The sequence below is a fragment of the Solibacillus sp. genome, from assembly GCF_040273735.1.
In the GTDB taxonomy this organism is placed as follows: domain Bacteria; phylum Bacillota; class Bacilli; order Bacillales_A; family Planococcaceae; genus Solibacillus.
Window position 1 is genome coordinate 159,585 of sequence record NZ_JBELZM010000006.1, and the last position, 20,788, is coordinate 180,372.

Sequence of the window (20,788 nt, forward strand, 5' to 3'; positions counted from 1 at the left end):
CACAATAAAAACACTCGGAGGATTATTATATGGCAATATTAACTGTTGAAAATTTAGGTCATTCATTTGGGGATCGTACGTTATTTAAAGAGGTTTCGTTCCGTCTTGTTGAAGGTGATCATATCGGACTTGTTGGTGCAAATGGTGTTGGAAAATCGACATTGATGAGCATCATTACGGGGCAAGCAATTCATGATGAAGGAAAAGTGGAATGGCTGCCTGGCACACATTACGGTTATCTAGATCAGCATACCGTTTTAACAGCCGGCCGTTCGATGCGTGATGCATTACGTGACGCATTTGCACCTTTATATAAGAAGGAAGAGCGTTTAAATGAAATTTCAGTGGAGTTAGGCGAGCCTGACGCAGATTACGACAGTCTATTGGAAGAAATGGCTGAAATCCAGGATGCATTGGATGCTGGTGACTTCTATAGTCTTGATATGAAAATTGATGAAATCGCTCGTGGCTTAGGATTGGATGCAATTGGTCTGGAACGAGATGTTGCCGCTTTATCTGGTGGACAGCGTACAAAAGTTTTACTTGCTAAGCTTTTACTTGAAAAGCCTAAAGTATTATTACTGGACGAGCCGACGAACTATCTTGATGAAGAACATGTTACTTGGCTGAAAAATTACTTGAAAAACTATCCGTATGCATTCCTGTTAATTTCGCATGATACGGAATTCATGAACAATGTTGTTGATGTTATTTTACATTTAGAATTTGCGAAGATGACGCGTTACACTGCGACATATGAGAAGTTTATCGAGCTTGCGGAAATCAACAAGCGCCAGCATATCGATGCTTATGAAAAACAGCAGGAATTTATTAAGCAGCAGGAAGATTTCATTGCCCGCAACAAAGCACGTTATTCGACAAGCGGCCGTGCAAAGTCACGTGCGAAACAGCTGGATCGGATGGAGCGTATTGATCGCCCGGAAACTGCTGTAAAACCGGAGTTCAGCTTTAAAGAAGCGCGTACACCAGGTCGTTACGTAGTGGAAGCGGAAAACTTAGTAATTGGCTATGATAAAGAAAAACCATTATTACCGCCACTTACATTCCAAATAGAACGCGGGGAAAAAATTGCTTTGGTCGGAATGAACGGTGTCGGAAAATCGACATTACTGAAAACAATGTTAGGCAAAGTTCAGCCGCTGGACGGAAAAGTAATTTTAGGCGACTATTTGGAGCCGTCATACTTCGAGCAAGAAGTAAAAGCAGATAAAATCACACCGATTGATGATGTATGGAATGCGTTCCCTTCTATGGAACAGGCGCAGGTTCGTGCAGCATTAGCACGTGCCGGTCTAAAAACGGACCATATTACTCGCCCACTGAATTCACTTTCTGGTGGTGAACAGGCTAAAGTACGTCTTTGCAAGTTGATGATGGATCAAACAAACTGGCTGATCTTTGACGAACCTACAAACCACTTGGACGTTGATGCAAAAGAAGAGCTTAAACGCGCCATGAAGGAATTCAAAGGTACAATAGTTCTTGTATCGCATGAGCCGGAGTTCTATGAAGGCTTAGCGACGAAAGTATGGAACGTGCAAGACTGGTTCACGACTCGTGAAACGAAGGAATTAAACGAATTTAAATAGTTTTTTAATGAAGCAGTGCACTCTTGTTATGGAGTGCGCTGCTTTTTTTGTAGAAATCTTCAGAAGAATTGTGGCAAATATTTGAAAGCAAAATGCAGTTGTTAGAATTTTTCGCCAATATATTAGCGCTTAGCAAGGATTTTTTAGTATAGCTGACGAATGTATTAGATGTTCGAGCATTATAAAAAACCTGACATACTTATATTGGGTAATCGCAGTCCAATATCCTGTGTATCCCGGAAAAACTTTTTTAGTAGTACGTTCTATATGGAATATTTCATGAATATATTAAAAAGTCGCGGTCTTTTAGAGCACTCCACTCCCACTACATATTAGAAAAATTTCCTGTTCAAAACTAGCCGCGCCCAGCAGTCCCCTCTCTCTTCTAGTTTCTACTTTACAAAACTGTAATATTAAATTAGAAACTTTTTATAGTTTTATACGTATAATTTATTAGAAGAATGGGTAAACAGTTAAAGGGAAAGATAAAATAAACTTATTGCATTATAAATAGCTTACTGGTAAGATATTATTATAAGTAAATGTCTTACAACTAAGCTATCACCAAATTATTGATTATGGGAAAGCGAGGAAATTAATTATGACAGTAACAATCTATACACAATCGAGCTGTTCCTCATCACGAAAAGCATTGAAATGGCTAAACGAAAATAATATTACTTATACTGAAAAAAGAACAACTTCTCAATCTTTGACTTTAGCAGAGTTTAAACATATTTTAAGTATGACAGAAGATGGCACGGATGAAATTATTGCGACAAACTCGAATGATTTCAAAAACCTGGACATTGATATTGACCAGCTATCCATTCAAGAACTGTACAACTTAATACAGCAGCATCCTCGTATGTTGCGCAGCCCTATTTTACTTGATGAAAAACGCATTCAAATCGGCTATAACGAAATGGACATTCGTCGTTTCATCCCTCGTAAAGTGCGTGCATTTGAATTAAATGCCCTTCAAAAACTAGCCGTAGAATAGTGATAACATTTGGAGTTGACACTGATGAATGAGCATAAACGCGAGCAGTTAACCGAACTTTTTGAAAAGATGACATCGTTGGAACGCAAAATTGCTAATCAATGGAACAGTCAAAATCAGTTAGGCTTCTCGAAATCACATATTTTAATTTTGGCTTACTTGCATACAGACGGTCCAAAGCGCCCTTCTGCCATTGCAGAAAAGTTAAAAGTGACAACAGGTGGCGTAACGGTTTTGACGACGAAGCTCATTAAGGCGGGGCTCATTGAAAAAACACAAAATGAAACGGATCGCCGCGCTTCGCAAATTCATATTACCGAAGCAGGAATCGAAGTGCTCGAAAGCTCTCGTCAGCAAGTAGACAACCTTTTCGAAAACCTGTTCGGCATGTTAACAGAGGATGAAATTAAAACTTTAACGGCAATTTTTGATAAATGTACGAAGTTTTAAAAAAGCGAGCAGCTCTTTGCTCGCTTTTTTCTGTTGAAACAAAATGTTTGTTGCTCTGACTACAGTTTATAAACGGTTATGACGATATTCGTCAACATTGATAATATAATATCCGTTCCATACCTTTAAATTTTACTAAATATATTAAATAGAAAACTCCTAACACTCCCCAAATGATCCCGAAAACAATAGAATTAGTATCCAAATTAAACAACAAGTATATTATGAAAATCGAACCTAAACTAGGAATTGTTAGGTAACGAATTATAGATGAAATAGATCTATTTTTATTTTTTGTAAAGTAAATAACTGCAATATTTACAATTAAAAATGCAATTAAAGCACCAAAGTTAATTAATCAAGCAGCTAGAGTTAATGTCATTACAAGTAAAAATTTCTGCTTTATCAACTTATTTTCTAGAAAAATCCACTAGTCTCATAGATATAAAATAAAAAACGCATCTATTTCAATGCGCTTTTCGTAAATTTAACAAGTTCCTCATATTGGGCCTGAATTTCTTCAGTTGTCGTAGAATCATATAGATATAATTGCTCCGCTGTCGACTCGAATAAACCGATTAAAATTCGCGATGTACGTGAAGCATCAATAGTTGAACGAATTTCGCCTTTTTGTAATGCTTCATTCAATAAATTATACACCCACTCATAAAACGGCGCATATATTGATTCCCATTGTTTTAAATGTTCACTTTGTGCAAGACCTGCATATAAAATAGCAAACAGCTCTTTTTTCTGCTCATTAATTTGGAACACCGCTTTAATAAGTTGCTCAATTTTTTGGTCAAAAGACTCATCTAAATTAACATTTTCTTCGATACTTTTCATAATTTCATCTACAGCATATTTAGCAATTTCAGGCATGACGGAAAATTTTGAAGGGAAGTACAAATAAAATGTGCCTTGAGCAATTCCAGCGGCCTTAACTATATCTGAAATTTTTGTGCCTTCTACACCTTTATTTATAAATTGCTCAATTGTTGCTTCAATAATTTTTTGTTTTTTATTCAATACGCCATCCCCTATCTTGTTGAATGAAGTTCATTCAGAAACTACTTTCATGATAACGAAAGTTCAAAGAAGAAACAATGTACCAAAACAATAATTTCATGCTATGAAACATATTTTAATCCGGAAACTCCAATAACAATCACAAACACAGCCACCATTCTTCCTATGCTCCTTGACTCGCCGAAAAAAAGCATATTAATAATGACTGCTGCTGTTGTTCCAAGACCAATCCAAACAGCGTAAGCAATACTTACCTGCAAATATTCAAAAGATGCATATAAAAAGTAAAAAGCACTACCGAAACCCGCAACAAGTGTTACTAAATCTTTCGGCTTCTTCGAGGTACTAAATTTCTTAAGTCCAATAACCCCAATTGTTTCTAATATTGCAGCGAAAATCACAAAAATCCATCCCAATTATAGCGCCCCCTTTTCTACCTTCCGTTCAGACAATGTATCCGCTATATTTAACATCATCACACCTATTACAATGATACTTATGAATACAATTTTCAATGTTGTAAAGGATTCACCAAATAAATAAACATCCATCAATGCCGTACCAATTGTCCCAATGGCAGCGAAAATTGCATAAACTGTTCCAGTCGGTAGTCCTTCACACGCTTTTGCTAAAAAATAAAAATCAACAGTGATAAGTGGGATAATAATTGCCCAATGCCATGACGCACTTGCTACATTGAAGCCGTAAATCCATAATAATTCGCACAAACTTGTTAACCCTACATAAATCCATGACTTTTTCATCTCTTACCTCCTACAATTAATGACTGACGTTCATTCATAATTTAACATATTATATTATTGAAAGCAAATCACGTATTAATAAAGGTTTGATCTCCAGGCAATTAAAAAAAGCCACGGCAACTTTCTGCCATAGCTTTCGTCCTATATTTTACTAAGCCAATACTGCTTCTGCGACACCATTGTCGGATAATAAAATTTCCTTTAAGCGTGCTTTTGCGCGGAACAGGCGAGATTTCACAGTACCGATTGATACTTTCATCAGCTCGGAAATTTCGGCTAATGAGAATTGGTCCACATAGAAATACCATAATGTTTTTTGGTAAATGCTATCAAGCTGGCCCATTTTCTCCTGCACGATTTTTGTGATTTCTGTTTTTTCCACAAGTTCTTCTGTCGTAAAATCATTGTTGGGAACCAAATCTAAAATCGGTACGTCTAATTGTTCAGGTTGATTCATCATGTATTTACTGCGACGTACATTTTTGCGATAGCGGTCGCGGAATGTATTCATCGTAATTGTTGTAAGCCATGCTTTTACATGGTCTACTTTTGATACTGATTCTTCATAGCGTACAACTTTTACCCAAACTTCCTGCATTAAGTCCTCTGCTTCGTTTTGATTGCGTGTAAGCTTTAAGCAAAGATGGTAAATGTAGCGGTTGTATTCATCATAAATAGTCGTTAATAATTCATTCATTTGAAAGTCCTCCGATAGATTTTATATTAAAGTGCGCCTTGGCATAATTACATCGTATGTGTATGTTAAATTTCCTTATGACCTTATTGTGCCAAATTAAACTATTACACTCTATCGGATTGGCTTTCAATTACCTTACAATGCTGTAAGATTGATTGTAATCATTTGAACGAAATAAATGTTTCTGCATCCCCTGCATAGTCCTCCCTCTATAAAGTTTCCATTACGTAAGTAAGCAATTCATTTAACTTTTTAAAATCTTTTTCAAAATTAGGTTGGATTGTGCTGATTTGAGCGATATTGCGTTCTCTTAAATATGCGCTGTCGCCATGCAGATAAAAACCATTTAATTCGCATGCAGTAAGGATTTCAGCTATTTTTGGGTGCTCCCATGTAGCAATCATCGGATAAGTTGCTGTTACATCAAGCGTTGAATTCTTAATTGCCTCCATCCGCTTTTCCAATACTTCAAAGCGCTCCGGATACAACTTTAGTGCATCGTTTACTGCCTCCACATAATAATGAGGTAATGTGAATGGAATTTGCTTCTCAATATAATACGGCAAATTCAAATACAACGGCGCATCACTCGAAACAGGCTGTTCCTTACAAAAGATGAAAGCAAGCCCCGCAATTGTTCCGAGCGACTTCCCGCTAACCGCAGTTGCATAATGAAGCTCCTGCATCGAAAACGGCACGGAACCAAACGAACTAATACAATCCGCACATAGCTTTATATCATATTTATCCGCCAGCTCCCCTAATGAGTCGAGCGGATTCAATGTACTGTTTGACGTTTCGCCATGCACAAATACAATGTACCGATAACTGCCCATTTGTAAATATGCTTCAATTTGCTTAATATTAAATGGATTTCCCCATCCAACATCGATCTTTTCAATATGTAGTCCCCACTGTTTCGCCTGGTTATAAAGACGATGACCGAACTCCCCGTTCACTAATACTAGTCCGGCATCATGGGGAAATTCACTTTTCAGCTGGCCAAGCATCGCATCATTGGCAAGTGTCCCTGTACCGACTAGTGGTATTACGTAATTCGCCTTTGCTAGCTTACATAACTCACCTTTCAGATCTTCAAGCTCTTGCAGGAATTTTGCGGAGCGATGAGAAATCGTTGACGGTATGAGCGGCTTTTCCAAAGCAACCGGTCCCGGGAAAAACACTGTATTCTGTTCACGCAGACGTTCACGGAAAACCGCACTGTCCTGCCGTGTTAAAACCATCGGCAAATAACGTGCTTCCTCTGTTCCGACAGCTGAAGCAAACTGTCTGAATCCCATTTGCGTATACATTTTTTCTTCACGAACCGTACCGGAAATGACACATGCGGTATACCCCGCATCATAAAAATAGCGGTAGATCGCTGTTGCAAGCTTCGTAAAAACACGTCCGTTCCGGTGATCCTTTTTCACCGCGAGCAGTCGGATTTCACATAAATGTTCACAAACTTCCGCATCCAAATAGTTTTCTACATCCCCGATTTTACGGTCGATTGAAAATGGACGTGTATCGCGGAATGCGACCATACCGACCATTTCCGTATTTTTATAAACAATTACATACACATTTTCACCATGAAATTTATCGATGAGACGACGTGACGGGTTATGCTCATGCTGGGGAATTTCCTCCACAAATGTTTCATAGTTTAATGCTGCGATTGCATTGAATTCTTCATCTGTTGCTGCAATTTTACTCCAGTACATTTGGTTGTTTCACCCTTTCTCCAATACTATGACGCTGTTTCCAAATAACGAGAACAAGTGAAATCGCTATGAAATATCCTGCTTCTATATATACGCTCATAACTAGTCCATAGACGATGAATCCGCCTGTCATACTTAATGTTGCACTTTTTGTTACCAGCAGGCTCAATAAAAAGCCAGCTAAAAACACTAAAATCAGTATTGGCGAAAAAGCGACCATTGCCCCAATTACCGTTGCGACTCCTTTTCCACCTTTTCCCCGATTCCAAAACGGGTACAAATGACCAAGCACTACAGCAATGACGGCAAGCGCAATCGTCAGTTCAGGAAGCTCAAGTATCCTTCCTGCCACTACTACGATCAGCCCTTTCAAACCATCCCCCACTGCCACTAGGATAAAAGCCCATTTTCCTAATGTGCGTCCGGCATTTCGCGCCCCAAGATTGCCGCTATGCGCATGTTGCAGATCAATTCCTTTTATTTTCCCTATAACGACTGCAAAAAGGATTGTACCGAATAAGTAACTTAGCAATATATAGAACATCCTGATCACCCTTGTAATTTCTGGATTTATTATTTTTATCGTAGCGTATTTGGAAGGAAGTTGCACCTGTTGAATTGGTTTTTCCGTCACCTGGCTGGAGCGAACTTCCCTCTTTTTTTCGGAAATCATTTATACTAACAATGATCTATTCAAAATTGTTAGGAGTCTACATGAAAAATTTCGGAGGTTTTATTGGCTTTATTTTTATTGTTTTACTATTTATAGCGATTATCGGAGTCGCGATTTCTGTGGAAGTTGGTATTTTACTGCTTGTCGGAATTGAATTTGAAGGTTGGGGCAACTTAATTTGGTTCATCCTAATCTACGGAATCATAGAATTTGCGCTTGTCATGTTATCAGATGTCCTGATTGAATTAAAAACAACGCAGTATCACCGATTCCATAAATACTTTGCGCATTTACTCATCTCCTTCACACTTTTAATGACAATTTCCTTCATGATGGAATCCATCTACTTGCCTTTGTTTGGCGGAATTGTCTTTGCGATCGCAACCGCGACAATGTATTGGGTGTTTGATGCAGGCTCAAAAAAAGGAAAGATGGGAAGCTGATTTCAATTCGTTCTATGCTATAATTATTTCCATAACCGAAATAAAGGGAGGCACTCAAACATATGAGTCATTTAGAAAAATTAGATACTTACTTTACGGAAAACCGTGATCGTCATTTAGCGGAATTAAATGAATTTTTACGCATTCCTAGTATTTCCGCTTTATCTGAGCATAAGGCAGATATGCTGTCAGCGGCAAACTGGCTGGCAGACCACTTAAAATCATTAAACATCGAAAACGTATCAGTAGATGAAACAGCTGGTCATCCAGTCGTTTACGGGGATTGGCTTCATGCTGAAGGAAAACCGACGATCCTGTTCTACGGTCATTATGATGTACAACCAGTGGATCCACTAAACTTATGGGAAACACCTCCTTTCGAACCGGCTATCCGTGACAATAAACTGTTTGCGCGTGGTTCCTCGGATGATAAAGGACAAGTGTTCATGCATTTAAAAATGATCGAAGCGTTATTCGCGACAGAAGGTACATTACCGGTTAACGTGAAGTTCATTTATGAAGGTGAAGAGGAAATCGGCAGTCCATCTCTTCCAAAGTATACAGAAGACAATAAAGAAAAATTAGCGGCAGACTTGATCGTCATTTCCGATACAGGTCTTTATGCTAAAGGAAAACCGGCAGTATGCTACGGCTTACGCGGATTAACAGGTGTGCAAATTGATGTACGCGGTGCAAAAGGTGATTTGCACTCTGGCCTTTATGGCGGCGGTGTTCAAAACGCGATCCATGCGCTTGCAGAAATTTTAGCATCTTTCCGCGACGAGCATGGGACAATTCAAGTGGAAGGCTTCTATGATTCGGTGCGTCCCCTATCTGAAGAAGAGCGACAAGCTTACCGCGATCTGAACTTTGACGAAGAAGCACTAAAAGAAGAAGTCGGTGTTAAAGAATTATTCGGTGAAGCTGGCTATTCTTACTTGGAACAAACATGGGTACGTCCGACATTGGAAGTGAACGGCGTATTCGGCGGCTTCTCTGGTGAAGGCATTAAAACCGTATTACCTGCTGAAGCGGGTGCAAAAATTACATGCCGCTTAGTACCGGACCAAGACCCGGAGGAAATTGTTGCATTATTGAAAGCACACATTGAAAAGCATAAGCCAACAGGTGTCGAAGTAAAGATTTCTGAATTCGATAAAGGAAAACCTTATCTAACACCGTTTGACCACCCCGCAATTCAGGCGGCAGGTCGTTCATACGAAAAAGTATATGAAGTACCGACAGCCTATACACGCGGTGGCGGGTCAATCCCGATCGTAGCGGCATTCGATGAAATTTTGGGCTTGCCTGTTGTGCTAATGGGCTTCGGTCTTTCAAGCGAAAACTTCCATGCTCCGAACGAACATTTCCATCTGGAAAACTTCGACCAAGGCCTACGCGTACTTGGCGATTACATGCATGAAGTAGCTACAATTAAATTTTAAAGATAAAAGTGCTAAAAGCGCCCGTCTAACTCCGAGTTGGCAAAACGCCACGTCCCTGTGGCATGCCCCCAATGACTCACATCGTGCGAGCCTCTGACATTGGAGGACCCGACGCAAAAGTAAACGCTTCAGCACTTTTGCTCGAGGGACCGAAATGTCCAAGGCGTTGGCGCTTTAGCCTGGCCTTAAACAAAAAAGACTCCAATGCTCACTACAGCATTGGAGTCTTTCTAATCCGTACAAGACCATATAAAAATAGGGGGGTTTATATGTTGTCGAAGTCAAATACGAGATTTATGAGTAACATAGCATATCAATGAGGGAGCAAGCTTGCCTACCATGCAACCCGCTCTTCTTGATAAACCAATAATAGCATGTCTCCTTCTATCAAAGAATACGAGGGATCTCATTGTCATATTATGCTCACATTTTCTGTTCACAATTTCTCAACAAGCGGATATAAAATAGTAATATTTTGATGTTTTTAGTTGATTTCCGATGAATACCTATAATTTATAAGGAAAAATACTCCCCTAATAAGCATTTATCACTAAACAAGAAAGAAAGATCATACATGTGCTCAACCTCCATAACAAAAAAACTCATTCATTTTCTCTATAGGAAAATGAATGAGTTTTTTATTCTACATTGTTAAAGCACATTTAAAATCATACCAACTGTTGCATAAATAAAAACCGTTCCAAATACAGCCATCATATGGAAGAGCGAGTAGGCAAACATAATATTTGCCCATTTTTTCTCACCCTGATTTTTGGATGCCGCAATACTCATGCATAGCCAAATGACACCAAGTACAAGAGAAACGATTGTTAAACCTAAGCTAAGCGGTAAAAACAAAAAGCTCGATAAAATTAGCAGCACGAGATAAATATTTGACTGAATATATGTGCGTTGCTCCCCTTTTGCTACAGGCAGCATCGGGATATTAGCCGCGGCGTAATCCTCTTTTTTACGAATGGCAATGGCGTAAAAATGCGGCATTTGCCAAATGACCATAATTAGGAACAGCGCCCATGCAGCCGGATGCCAAAGATCCGGAGCAACGGCTGCCCAGCCAATCAGTGGCGGCATAGCGCCTGAAATACTGCCAACTTCTGTATTCCAGATCGTACGGCGTTTTGTCCACATTGTATAAGGGACAACATAGAAAAATACACCTAAAAACCCTAACAAAGCAGCTAACGGTGATGCTAAATAAAGAGCCGTACATCCTAGTATTAATAAAATCGTCGCAACGATTAGCACTAACTTTGCAGAAAGTTCTCCAGTAACGGTTGGACGTGTTTTTGTACGGGGCATAATCTGATCAATATCCCGATCATATACGTTGTTATATGCACCTGCAGCAGCTATAACTGCCGCCGAACCAATAATTGCATAAATAATAGCGGGAATATGTTCAATAAAATTTAATTCATACGTATACAGGGCGAGCATTAATGCCGAGATCATCGGAATTAAGTTAGATTTTATAATGCCGGTCTTCACTGCTTGCGCCCACAACTGTCGATTCGATTGCGTTTGCATGTTCTTAATCCTACTTCCTAATTAATCACTTTCTCTAGTATAACCTAATCGGGACATAAAGGGTTAGCATCCAGGCTTTTTTCTCATTTTTCCATTTAAAATGTCGTGATAATGCTGTCACAATTAATCGTTCGAATTGTTGGGCAGACACTTAACGAAACAGTTCATCAATCATTGTTATACAGGCTCTTCCCTCTCTCGGTAAACCCACTTAATAATAGGAAGCACACATAAGAATATAAACAGCAAACGAAACAGCTGGAAAACCGTTACAACGGAAATATCCGCCTTTACCGCAGCCGCTAACAGCCCCATTTGATCTAGTCCACCAGGTGCCGTACTTAAAAAGCTTGTCGCAAAGCTCAAATCTAAAAACCGGGCGATGAGCAAGCTTGTGCCGTATGTGAGAATAATCATCGCAACGGTACTGGTCACCCCGCCAATTAAAACTTTCAATGGAAGACGCAATGTTTCCGGCTTTAATAACAGCCCGATATAGGCGCCTATTAAAATTTGCGCGATATGAAGAACATCACTCGGCATTGTCGGTGCTTCAATCCCAAAAAATTTTAATCCGATGACAATGATGATTGGTGTTAAAAAGTGCGCGACAGGCAGTTTTAATTTTCTGCCAAGCGGTACGGCAACAGCAGCGAGCAAAATAACCAGAATTACTTGCCAAACGTTCCATGTTAACGGAATACTCGCACCCCCAACAACGTGACCTGAAACTAAAAAAGGAATGAGCAGCACGACCCCCAACACACGCACAATATGAAAATAAGTGACCGCTGTTAAATTGACATCCCCTTCTTCTTCTGCAAACAATACAAGCTGAGACAATCCGCCTGGGACATTGGCAGCGACGGCTGTTTTAAATGAAAGCCCGGTTGAACGTGCAATGATCCATGCAATACCTAAACAAAATGCAAATAATAGAACATTGACGATGACCATAAAGAACAGCAATGATTTAAAATCGGAAAATAGCGAGAAATCAAATTGCTGTCCAATTGCGACACCGACGATTATAAGTCCAGTATTGCGTAAGACTGCTGGCCATCTCAGTCGATCTTTTATAAAAAATTGTGCAATTAATACCGAAAAAATAGGACCGATCAGCCATGGAATCGGCAGGGAAAGCGCGGAGAATAGAAGTGCCCCAATAAGTGCAATTACGAATACAAGAAGCATAACTCCTCCCCTTTTCTTTTGATGAATACGTTCATTTTAACTTAAATTATTTCGTAATGCGAATAACTTAGATAATTTTTAATGCGGTAGAATATGTACAACTCCAAACATATAAAGCTACTAATTAATAGAAGGCAAAAGAAAATTGTAAGTTTTTTTATAAATAATTATGTATTTTTATACAATATATTTCATCTAATATTGTTGTTATATAATAACCACTTATTATAATAATATAAGGTTTAACCCACTGTTTTATCATTATGTCACCCACCTCCTACCTCTGTATCAGTACATAAATAATTCCTCAAAAAATGATTTCTCTTTGCAATTTTGTTTTACAAGTATAATGACATTAGTAAGTATGTAAGCATTTTCATTTGCTATTTTACGTACTTAGTTGCATAATGAGGACATAAAGTTACTATAACTTTAAAACAATAATAGAGGTGTTAATAGATGATCTATGCAAACCCTAATACTGCTGGTGCAGTAGTTAACTTTAAAGAAAAATACGATAACTTTATCGGTGGCGAATGGGTAGCTCCTGTAAAAGGACAATACCTAGATGTAAAATCACCTGTAACTGGTAAAGTATTTACTTCAGTTGCACGTTCAACTGAGGAAGATATTGAATTAGCATTAGACGCAGCACATGCAGCTAAAGGTGCCTGGGCACAAACTTCTGTTGCATACCGCGCGAATATTTTAAATAAAATTGCAGACCGCATTGAAGAAAATTTAGAAAAAATTGCTGTTGCTGAAACTTGGGACAACGGTAAAGCAGTACGTGAAACATTAAATGCTGATATCCCTTTAGTAGTAGATCATTTCCGTTACTTTGCTGGTGCGATTCGTGCACAACAAGGCGGAATTTCTGAAATCGACAACGATACAGTAGCATACCACTTCCACGAGCCAATCGGGGTTGTCGGTCAAATTATTCCTTGGAACTTCCCATTATTAATGGCTTCTTGGAAAATTGCTCCGGCATTAGCTGCTGGTAACGTAATCGTGATGAAGCCTGCTGAACAAACACCAGCTTCAATCATGGTATTAATCGAATTAATTCAAGACTTATTACCAAAAGGCGTATTCAACGTTGTTAATGGTTTAGGTATTGAAGTTGGTAAACCACTTGCTACAAACCCACGCATTAACAAAGTGGCGTTCACTGGTTCTACTGGAGTAGGTCGTTTAATTATGCAATACGCTACAGAGAATATTATTCCTGTGACATTAGAGCTTGGCGGTAAATCACCAAACGTCTTCTTCCCAGACGTAATGGATCATGACGATGAGTATTTGGATAAAGCTATCGAAGGTTTAGTAATGTTCGCATTAAACTCAGGCGAAATTTGTACTTGTCCTTCACGTGCATTAGTTCACGAATCTATCTATGACAAATTCATGGAACGTGTATTAGAACGCGTTAAAGCAATCAAAATCGGTAACCCGTTAGATACAGAAGTAATGATGGGTGCTCAAGCTTCAAATGAGCAATTACAAAAAATCTTATCTTACATCGAAATCGGTAAAGAAGAAGGCGCTGAGCTACTTATCGGCGGCTACCAAAACCAATTAGATGCTGACCAAGAAGGCGGCTACTATGTGGCACCAACAGTATTCAAAGGTCACAACAAAATGCGTATCTTCCAAGAAGAGATCTTTGGCCCAGTTCTTTCTGTAACAACTTTCTCTACTTTCGAAGAAGCTATGGAAATCGCAAACGACACTGAATTCGGTCTAGGTGCTGGTGTATGGTCACGTAACATGGATACAGCTTACCGCGCTGTACGTGGTATCCAAGCTGGTCGTGTTTGGACAAACACTTACCACCAATACCCTGCTCACGCTGCATTCGGCGGATATAAAAAATCAGGTATCGGTCGCGAAAACCACTTAATGATGTTAGATCACTACCAACAAACAAAATGTATGTTAGTAAGCTACAATAAAAACGCTCAAGGTTTCTTCTAAGCCGAAGCGAACGATTAGAGGATGTGCTTTTATAGTGCATCCTATTTTTTATAGGGAGGATGTTTATGGAAAAGCTAATCGCAACTGAAAAAGCGGTTGAGGTAATTGAGCGGTTAAAAGCGCAGCATGGAAACTTGGTTTTTGAACAGTCTTCGGGATGCTGTGATGGTACGGTACCGATGTGTTTCCAAGCGGACGGGCACTATATTAGCAGCCAGCTTGTACTAATTGGAGAAATTGCAGGTGTTCCTTATTATATTGATAAGCATCAGGCGGAGTATTTAAAGCATATGCAAATTGTTGTTGATGTAATGGAAGGTCGCGGCGCTTCATTTTCATTGGAGAGCGCTGAAGGCTTTGCTTTTATGATGAAGTCAAAGATAATGGAATAATTGCAAAACGCCATCCAGCCGCTTTTATAAGCTTCTGAATGGCGCCTTTATATTATGATAAAACTGGGGGATAAATTGGGATAGACATTGTCACCAATGCAACACTTAATAATAATAGCGATAATTTAACGTTTTTTTTCATATTCTTCGTCTCCTTTATAATTAAATGAATTGGATTGCTTTTTCAAACTTCTTTTCTTGCCGGTAGTACTCGCCCAATAAATAAGAAAACTGTTGGTGCATTTCTTTAAATTCTTCACTGTTTGCCGTAAACGGAATTAGCCTCCCCTCCAAAAATTCCATCGCTTTCTTTTCTTGTCCACCTAGCAAATATAAATAAAAAGAAGCAAATAAATTAAAACTTAATTTTCTCTTACTTTTTGCTTCTTCCTTTAAAATAGTAAAAGTTTTCATACTTTCTTCCTTTTGATCAAGACGAAATTGCGTCATGCCCAAATTATATAAACAAAATAAATAGTTATCGCTGTTATTTTCCATTAATGAAGCACTTTTCTCAAAGTAAACGAGGGCGCTTTCATATTCGCCTCTCATTTGATATAAATCCCCTAGATTATGGTATATAGCAGGCAGTAACTGCTGTTGCTGCATCAGTTCAACATTTCTCAGGAGATGATCATAAATTTCGATTGCTTCATGAAATACTTTCCCCTGAGCGTAATAAAGAGCAAGCGACATGGATGTATAAATAATTCTCTTAAAATTAAACTGGTCCTTATAAAAATGCAGTGCTTTTCTCCCGTAAATAATCGCCTGGCTTGGTTCATCGAGCCGTCCCTTTATTAACGAAAAGTGATAGTAAAACTCCCCTTCCAATGATCCGAGTTCCGGACTTATCTGAAGTATAGTAGTTAGTTCTACAGCTGCTTCCGCATATTTTCCTCTTGTTAATAAAACTAATGCATAATAGTAAGAATGTAAATATCTCTCATGTTGGGAAAAATTTTGACGGTGGGCATTTAGCCACTTCAACTGATGCTCCGCCAATTTATATTCGTTAATAAAAACGTAGTAACGTAATTTATAAAGTTCATATAAATAGATCGATTCCGTAAAACCAATAATCTCTTCATATTCATTTAATCGATCCATAGTCTCTTTAGCTTTATCATTTTCTAGATAATTGATCTGTTTTTGTAAGTCTTTCAATAACTTTATGATATGGTGTTCGCTATTTTCGACGTCATGGCTATTAATGTTCAAACGTTCCAGAAGTAGACGGATTGTCTCACGGTTTGCTTCTTTATTGTTATTTTCTATTTTACTTAAATGTGGAATTGAGCAAATTCCCGCTGCTACCTCATTTTGAGTCATTCCCAGCTTTGTACGATAGTACTTTATTAAAGAACCTATTTTCATTCAAATACCACACCCCTTTAAAAGTTAGATAGTTTATCTAGTATACTTAATATTTTCCCAATAATCAAAAAACTAGTAATGTGATAAATTAAATATGTAATCCAAATATATTTTGAAAAGGGGTCAGGAAAAATGAAAAAAGTGAAGAGTACATTATTTAGTCTTTTGATTGCAGGGTCATTAATGAGTCCGGCACATGCGGCAACTTTAGGTAGCGAAGAAAATTCAACAAACAATGTTGGCCAAGAAAAGTTCCGTGTGTATATTGAAGCAAACAACCAGTCTGCAAAACAATCAGCAAAAGCACAATATTCGGCTCGTTGGGAATTAACAGAGAACGGATTTTCAACGGAAATGAATGAAAAGCAATTTGAGGCATTACAAAAGAATAAAAATTTCACTGTCACAAAAGTTCCTGTCGTTTCTTTAGATCCAATCAATTTGGAATTGGGAGAGGATTATACAGCAGAAGATAGAACGCCGGATGCATCAGCTTACGCAAGAGCTTCCCAGCAAGTACCTTGGGGAATTAAAGCGATTTATAATAATAGTTCATTAACATCTACATCTGGAGGAAGCGGCGTAAATATCGCCGTACTTGATACGGGAGTAAACACTTCCCACCCTGACCTAGCCAACAATGTGGAGCAATGTAAAGACTTTACGACTGCAACAACTGTTGTAAACAACAGCTGTACTGACAGAAACGGTCACGGTACGCATGTTGCCGGTTCAGCATTGGCTGATGGCGGAAGCGATCGAGGCGGCGTTTACGGTGTTGCTCCAGATGCAGATCTATGGGCATACAAAGTATTAACAGACAGCGGTTCTGGTTACTCAGATGATATTGCTGCAGCAATCCGCCATGCAGCTGACCAAGCAACAACTACTGGTACAAAAACAATCATTAACATGTCATTAGGTTCTTCAGCGAACAACAGCCTAATCTCTAGTGCTGTCAACTATGCATACAGCAAAGGCGTTCTTATTATTGCGGCAGCTGGTAATTCAGGCTATGCACAAGGAACAATCGGTTATCCGGGCGCACTCCCAAATGCAGTTGCAGTTGCAGCATTGGAAAATGTTCAGCAAAATGGGACATACCGTGTAGCTGACTATTCTTCACGTGGTTATGCTTCAACTGATGGCGATTATGTCATTCAACAAGGTGATATCGAAATCTCAGCTCCTGGTTCAGCCATTTATTCTACATGGTATAATGGCGGCTACAACACAATTAGCGGGACATCAATGGCTACACCTCACGTATCAGGTTTAGCAGCAAAAATCTGGGCTCAAAATCCGTCTTGGTCTCACACGCAACTGCGCTCGAACTTACAAACACGCGCAAAAGCTGAAGACATTAAAGGCGGTTATGGTGCCGCTACAGGCGATGACTACGCTTCAGGATTCGGGTTTGCACGCGTTCAGTAATTTTAGAATGCAATAAAAAACGAAACACCGGCCGTGGCAGCTGGTGTTTCGTTTTTTCATTTAATTTTTTCTACACGGTAGCGCAGTAATGTTTTTAATCGATCACCGATTACTTTACGTGGATCCGATAGATAAATTTCACGGTGCACCAATGTTTTAATGCGTAAATCATTGTTTTCAATAAACTCCTGCAATGACCGAGAACGTCTCCCCCTCTGTAGCAAACGGACCGATATGCAGCATTTGAACCGACAAACCATCCGTTATCTCGCCAAAGTAAACTTCGGACAACCGTTCATTACGCTTTTTGTTCCGCGCCACTTCCATCGCATTATTGAACATTGTTTCATCCACAAATTCCGGCTGGCGGATCATAATCGTATACACAAGGTCATCTAGGTGGAACTCATTGGAATCATAATTCTTTTTATCCCATAACCCTTCAAGCGGATAGACCGTGTACTCAAAATAATCAGCCGGCGCAAACCCGTTTTTATGACTCATGCGAATCGTATACGCTAAACTGTACAGCGCCTCTACACGGTTTTTAAAGTCTCCTCCATTCGGATTGCCCTCACCTTTGATACAGATGTACTTCTGTTGGGGCACATCCAGTAATGCCGGTTTTGCTTTTGTGCCATACAGCTCTTTTTCATGTTTTCTATATTCATGCTTCATTTCACACCCCCCTTTACTTAAAGATACATGCTTTATAATGTTGGCCGCAATGTTCTAATATGTTCGGAAATGTTCTAATATATTTTTATTTGTTCTAATAAAGCTGTGATTTTCTAATATAACTGGAAGTTGTTCTAATAAGCAGTCACTTTGTTCCAATATCCCCTTTCGATCAGCTAATAACCCCATTACTGCTTCTAATTATCTGTCCAATTGTTCTAATAAAATCCAATTCAACATATTCAGCCCCAAACGATGTTTCGATACAGCTGGAGTCAGCGAAACTTCTAATATCGCCCAAGTTTCATCTAATATCCCCTACTACTTTTCTTATATCCCACACCATAGTTCTAATAAAAACGCCCATTAAAAAAACAGCTTAAGTAAATATCACTTAAGCTGCTTCACGTATATTATAATTCACAAGCCCAGCCATCTTTATCGCCGTCTCTTGCTGTTGCGTAAGCAGGATGCGATGAGCTTACACCTTTCGGATAATAAACCCGCATTTCTGTACAGTTTTTAAATGCAGTCGGTGCTCCTGGAATGACATATGTCCCGGAATTCACATCACCTTTTGGTTTTTCAGGTGTCGTATTCGGCACGATGAACTCTTTCGCACTAATCGAGTAGGATTGACCGTTCGTTGTCACAATAATTGTTCCATCCTGAGCAGTTGAGTAAGCTTTTGTACCAACCGTTTTAATGTTTGAAAGCACTTCTTTATGCGGATGGCCATAGCTGTTGCCTTCTTCATAACTTAAAATAACCGCTTTCGGATTAACTTTTTGTAAAAATCCAAGCGAACTACTTGAACTTGAACCGTGATGACCCGCTTTTAAAATCGTTGCGGAAACATCATATTTCTTCGCAATCTGCTCTTCAATTCCTGCATCCGCATCCCCCATCAATAAGAAGGACATATTTTGATACGTCAGTTTTAATACGATGGAAGCATCATTCATATCACTTGCTTGTGCATTGACAGCTAAAACTTGAGTCTTCACATTTGAATCCAATGAAATCAAGTCTCCCGTTTTCGGCTCTGTATAAGGAATTTTTTTATCGGCTACCATCTGCAGTAAGTTTTCATACGTTGCCGTTGTATGGACTTTTCCGCTGTTAATAAATTCTCCAACCGTAAAGCTTTCGAGTACTGCTGCTAATCCACCGATATGATCGGCATCTGGATGTGTTGCTACTACGTAATCAAGCTTCTTTACATTTTTAGATTTTAAATATGCAACAACCGTGCTGCCGTATTCTTTCGTCCCTGCATCAATAAGCATTGTTTTTCCATTTGGTGCTTGAACGAAAATCGAGTCTCCTTGTCCAACATCTAAAAAGTGTACGTTCAGTTTAGAAGATGTTGAGCCTAAACCTTCCTGATATTTCACTGCACGTGCTAAAAATGCAGAAATATGAGCACGCGTTAAATTATTGGCAGGCTTAAATGTACCATCCTCATAACCAGTTGTAATATTTGCTGCAGCTAATTGGCTCACTGCTTCATATGCCGTATGCCCTTTTTTTACATCTTTAAATGTTTTCGTCCCACTCGGTAAATCAAATGCGCGTGCAATAAATGCCGCCATATGACCACGTGTCACTTTTGTCGTCGGCTTAAACGTACCATCCGTATAGCCGTTAATGATACCGGCTTCTACAGCTGATTGAATATACCCGCTATTTTTATGAGACTTCGGAACATCTTTAAATTTTGTCGCTCGTTGCGTCCCATCAAGACCAACAGCTTTTGCAACCATGATTGCCACTTCTTCACGCGTCACAATATCTTTCACACCGTATGTCTTTTTATCTGCACTAATAATCCCTTTATTCAATAAATAAGCTATATCCTGATAGTTACTATGCTTTGGCGGTACATCGGTAAACACCTGTTCCGCACTTGTCGTTGTAGCATGTAACATTGTGGATACAGCTAGAAGAAACACTAATAATAAACTAAATACTTTTTTCATTTTCTAACCTCCCTTATACATTATAGATTTTTTAATAAAGAAAGGAAGTTATTTTCAAATAGTATTTAATAATTTTTTTGGTAGTAATGGAATGATCAACCTTTTCTTAGTCTCTCAAAATTAGAGGTGGGATTTGTCTTTTCTAAACAACCTGCCTATTGATAATTCCTAGTACGAAGATTTATATTAGTAATTTAAATTCCGTTACAAATAAAAAAAGCACGTAGCCTCTGCTACATGCTTATAAATGACCCGTACGGGATTCGAACCCGTGTTACCGCCGTGAAAGGGCGGTGTCTTAACCACTTGACCAACGGGCCATGGCTCCGAAGGCAGGACTCGAACCTGCGACCTGCCGGTTA

20 protein-coding genes and 1 tRNA gene are annotated in these 20,788 nt (G+C 39.0%); 8 read left to right on the plus strand and 13 right to left on the minus strand.

Going from position 1 to position 20,788, the window contains the following annotated elements; all coding sequences use genetic code 11:
- The first annotated feature begins 29 nt into the window (after positions 1-29).
- The 3 genes from ABS917_RS08455 (at position 30) to ABS917_RS08465 (ending at position 3,063) form a co-directional block, all read left to right on the plus strand.
- A complete protein-coding gene (locus ABS917_RS08455; RefSeq protein ID WP_350478595.1) occupies positions 30-1,610 on the plus strand; it encodes an ABC-F family ATP-binding cassette domain-containing protein in 1,581 nt (526 codons plus the stop codon).
- 601 nt (positions 1,611-2,211) lie between these two features.
- On the plus strand, positions 2,212-2,613 hold the full coding sequence (gene spxA, locus ABS917_RS08460) for a transcriptional regulator SpxA (protein WP_008404676.1): 402 nt from the start codon (positions 2,212-2,214) through the stop codon (positions 2,611-2,613).
- 24 nt (positions 2,614-2,637) lie between these two features.
- Complete coding sequence (locus ABS917_RS08465; RefSeq protein WP_350478596.1) at positions 2,638-3,063, plus strand: MarR family winged helix-turn-helix transcriptional regulator; 426 nt, start codon at positions 2,638-2,640, stop codon at positions 3,061-3,063.
- Between the two features lie 462 nt (positions 3,064-3,525).
- On the opposite strand, the gene ABS917_RS08470 is transcribed toward ABS917_RS08465, so the two are convergent.
- The 6 genes from ABS917_RS08470 to ABS917_RS08495 form a co-directional block, all read right to left on the minus strand.
- Positions 3,526-4,092, minus strand: a complete 567-nt coding sequence (locus tag ABS917_RS08470; RefSeq protein ID WP_065216674.1) for a TetR/AcrR family transcriptional regulator — start codon at positions 4,090-4,092, stop codon at positions 3,526-3,528.
- A gap of 101 nt (positions 4,093-4,193) precedes the next feature.
- Positions 4,194-4,508, minus strand: a complete 315-nt coding sequence (locus ABS917_RS08475) for a DMT family transporter (RefSeq protein WP_350478597.1) — start codon at positions 4,506-4,508, stop codon at positions 4,194-4,196.
- Positions 4,509-4,856 carry a DMT family transporter gene (locus tag ABS917_RS08480; protein ID WP_008404683.1) on the minus strand — a complete coding sequence of 116 codons (348 nt, stop codon included), beginning with the start codon at positions 4,854-4,856 and terminating at the stop codon, positions 4,509-4,511.
- 151 nt (positions 4,857-5,007) lie between these two features.
- Positions 5,008-5,553 (minus strand): RNA polymerase sigma factor, encoded by a 546-nt coding sequence (locus ABS917_RS08485; protein WP_251689971.1) that lies wholly within the window; start codon positions 5,551-5,553, stop codon positions 5,008-5,010.
- 209 nt (positions 5,554-5,762) lie between these two features.
- Positions 5,763-7,280, minus strand: coding sequence for an aminotransferase class V-fold PLP-dependent enzyme (locus ABS917_RS08490; protein WP_350478598.1), 1,518 nt, complete (start codon positions 7,278-7,280; stop codon positions 5,763-5,765).
- Positions 7,267-7,824: a glycerol-3-phosphate acyltransferase gene (locus ABS917_RS08495; protein ID WP_350478599.1), complete on the minus strand. Its 558-nt coding sequence runs from the start codon at positions 7,822-7,824 to the stop codon at positions 7,267-7,269. Before ABS917_RS08495 ends, ABS917_RS08490 begins: the two co-directional genes overlap by 14 nt.
- A 170-nt stretch (positions 7,825-7,994) precedes the next feature.
- Between ABS917_RS08495 and ABS917_RS08500 the strand changes: the two genes are divergently transcribed.
- Together ABS917_RS08500 and ABS917_RS08505 are read left to right on the plus strand one after the other, a co-directional pair.
- The gene (locus ABS917_RS08500) at positions 7,995-8,396 is read left to right on the plus strand and encodes a YrvL family regulatory protein (RefSeq protein WP_350478600.1); all 402 of its coding nucleotides are present in this window, start codon (positions 7,995-7,997) and stop codon (positions 8,394-8,396) included.
- A gap of 62 nt (positions 8,397-8,458) precedes the next feature.
- Positions 8,459-9,841 (plus strand): dipeptidase, encoded by a 1,383-nt coding sequence (locus ABS917_RS08505; RefSeq protein WP_350478601.1) that lies wholly within the window; start codon positions 8,459-8,461, stop codon positions 9,839-9,841.
- A gap of 651 nt (positions 9,842-10,492) precedes the next feature.
- Here the strand turns inward: ABS917_RS08505 and cyoE are convergent.
- Both cyoE and ABS917_RS08515 read right to left on the minus strand, forming a co-directional pair.
- Entirely contained in the window at positions 10,493-11,389 is an 897-nt protein-coding gene (gene cyoE / locus ABS917_RS08510; protein ID WP_350478602.1) for a heme o synthase, read from the minus strand.
- 177 nt (positions 11,390-11,566) lie between these two features.
- Positions 11,567-12,583: an AbrB family transcriptional regulator gene (locus tag ABS917_RS08515; RefSeq protein WP_350478603.1), complete on the minus strand. Its 1,017-nt coding sequence runs from the start codon at positions 12,581-12,583 to the stop codon at positions 11,567-11,569.
- 459 nt (positions 12,584-13,042) lie between these two features.
- Between ABS917_RS08515 and exaC the strand changes: the two genes are divergently transcribed.
- Together exaC and ABS917_RS08525 are read left to right on the plus strand one after the other, a co-directional pair.
- Positions 13,043-14,563, plus strand: a complete 1,521-nt coding sequence (exaC, locus tag ABS917_RS08520) for an acetaldehyde dehydrogenase ExaC (protein WP_014824816.1) — start codon at positions 13,043-13,045, stop codon at positions 14,561-14,563.
- Between the two features lie 65 nt (positions 14,564-14,628).
- Positions 14,629-14,955, plus strand: coding sequence for a DUF779 domain-containing protein (locus ABS917_RS08525; protein WP_350478604.1), 327 nt, complete (start codon positions 14,629-14,631; stop codon positions 14,953-14,955).
- 162 nt (positions 14,956-15,117) lie between these two features.
- Here ABS917_RS08525 and ABS917_RS08530 read toward each other — a convergent pair whose 3' ends face one another.
- Entirely contained in the window at positions 15,118-16,332 is a 1,215-nt protein-coding gene (locus ABS917_RS08530) for a helix-turn-helix domain-containing protein (RefSeq protein ID WP_350478605.1), read from the minus strand.
- Between the two features lie 132 nt (positions 16,333-16,464).
- Between ABS917_RS08530 and ABS917_RS08535 the strand changes: the two genes are divergently transcribed.
- On the plus strand, positions 16,465-17,766 hold the full coding sequence (locus ABS917_RS08535; protein ID WP_350478606.1) for a S8 family peptidase: 1,302 nt from the start codon (positions 16,465-16,467) through the stop codon (positions 17,764-17,766).
- 56 nt (positions 17,767-17,822) lie between these two features.
- On the opposite strand, the gene ABS917_RS08540 is transcribed toward ABS917_RS08535, so the two are convergent.
- From ABS917_RS08540 to ABS917_RS08555, 4 genes are all read right to left on the minus strand, one after another.
- Complete coding sequence (locus ABS917_RS08540) at positions 17,823-17,960, minus strand: hypothetical protein (RefSeq protein WP_350478607.1); 138 nt, start codon at positions 17,958-17,960, stop codon at positions 17,823-17,825.
- Positions 17,944-18,444, minus strand: coding sequence for a GyrI-like domain-containing protein (locus ABS917_RS08545; RefSeq protein WP_350478608.1), 501 nt, complete (start codon positions 18,442-18,444; stop codon positions 17,944-17,946). The genes ABS917_RS08540 and ABS917_RS08545 overlap by 17 nt, the downstream gene beginning before the upstream one ends.
- A 413-nt stretch (positions 18,445-18,857) precedes the next feature.
- The gene (locus tag ABS917_RS08550; RefSeq protein WP_350478609.1) at positions 18,858-20,426 is read right to left on the minus strand and encodes an S-layer homology domain-containing protein; all 1,569 of its coding nucleotides are present in this window, start codon (positions 20,424-20,426) and stop codon (positions 18,858-18,860) included.
- Positions 20,427-20,674: 248 nt separating this feature from the next.
- Positions 20,675-20,746: transfer RNA gene (locus ABS917_RS08555), tRNA-Glu, on the minus strand.
- Positions 20,747-20,788 lie beyond the last annotated feature (42 nt).

Coding starts and splice junctions, on each gene's coding strand:
- ABS917_RS08530 (WP_350478605.1), bottom strand. CDS start 16,332: ATGAAAATAGGTTCTTTAATAAAGTACTATCGTACAAAGCTGGGAATG.
- ABS917_RS08515 (WP_350478603.1), bottom strand. CDS start 12,583: ATGCTTCTTGTATTCGTAATTGCACTTATTGGGGCACTTCTATTCTCC.
- ABS917_RS08485 (WP_251689971.1), bottom strand. CDS start 5,553: ATGAATGAATTATTAACGACTATTTATGATGAATACAACCGCTACATT.
- ABS917_RS08465 (WP_350478596.1), top strand. CDS start 2,638: ATGAATGAGCATAAACGCGAGCAGTTAACCGAACTTTTTGAAAAGATG.
- ABS917_RS08455 (WP_350478595.1), top strand. CDS start 30: ATGGCAATATTAACTGTTGAAAATTTAGGTCATTCATTTGGGGATCGT.
- spxA (WP_008404676.1), top strand. CDS start 2,212: ATGACAGTAACAATCTATACACAATCGAGCTGTTCCTCATCACGAAAA.
- ABS917_RS08525 (WP_350478604.1), top strand. CDS start 14,629: ATGGAAAAGCTAATCGCAACTGAAAAAGCGGTTGAGGTAATTGAGCGG.
- ABS917_RS08490 (WP_350478598.1), bottom strand. CDS start 7,280: ATGTACTGGAGTAAAATTGCAGCAACAGATGAAGAATTCAATGCAATC.
- ABS917_RS08495 (WP_350478599.1), bottom strand. CDS start 7,824: ATGTTCTATATATTGCTAAGTTACTTATTCGGTACAATCCTTTTTGCA.
- exaC (WP_014824816.1), top strand. CDS start 13,043: ATGATCTATGCAAACCCTAATACTGCTGGTGCAGTAGTTAACTTTAAA.
- ABS917_RS08505 (WP_350478601.1), top strand. CDS start 8,459: ATGAGTCATTTAGAAAAATTAGATACTTACTTTACGGAAAACCGTGAT.
- ABS917_RS08550 (WP_350478609.1), bottom strand. CDS start 20,426: ATGAAAAAAGTATTTAGTTTATTATTAGTGTTTCTTCTAGCTGTATCC.
- ABS917_RS08500 (WP_350478600.1), top strand. CDS start 7,995: ATGAAAAATTTCGGAGGTTTTATTGGCTTTATTTTTATTGTTTTACTA.
- ABS917_RS08545 (WP_350478608.1), bottom strand. CDS start 18,444: ATGAAGCATGAATATAGAAAACATGAAAAAGAGCTGTATGGCACAAAA.
- ABS917_RS08535 (WP_350478606.1), top strand. CDS start 16,465: ATGAAAAAAGTGAAGAGTACATTATTTAGTCTTTTGATTGCAGGGTCA.
- ABS917_RS08480 (WP_008404683.1), bottom strand. CDS start 4,856: ATGAAAAAGTCATGGATTTATGTAGGGTTAACAAGTTTGTGCGAATTA.
- cyoE (WP_350478602.1), bottom strand. CDS start 11,389: ATGCAAACGCAATCGAATCGACAGTTGTGGGCGCAAGCAGTGAAGACC.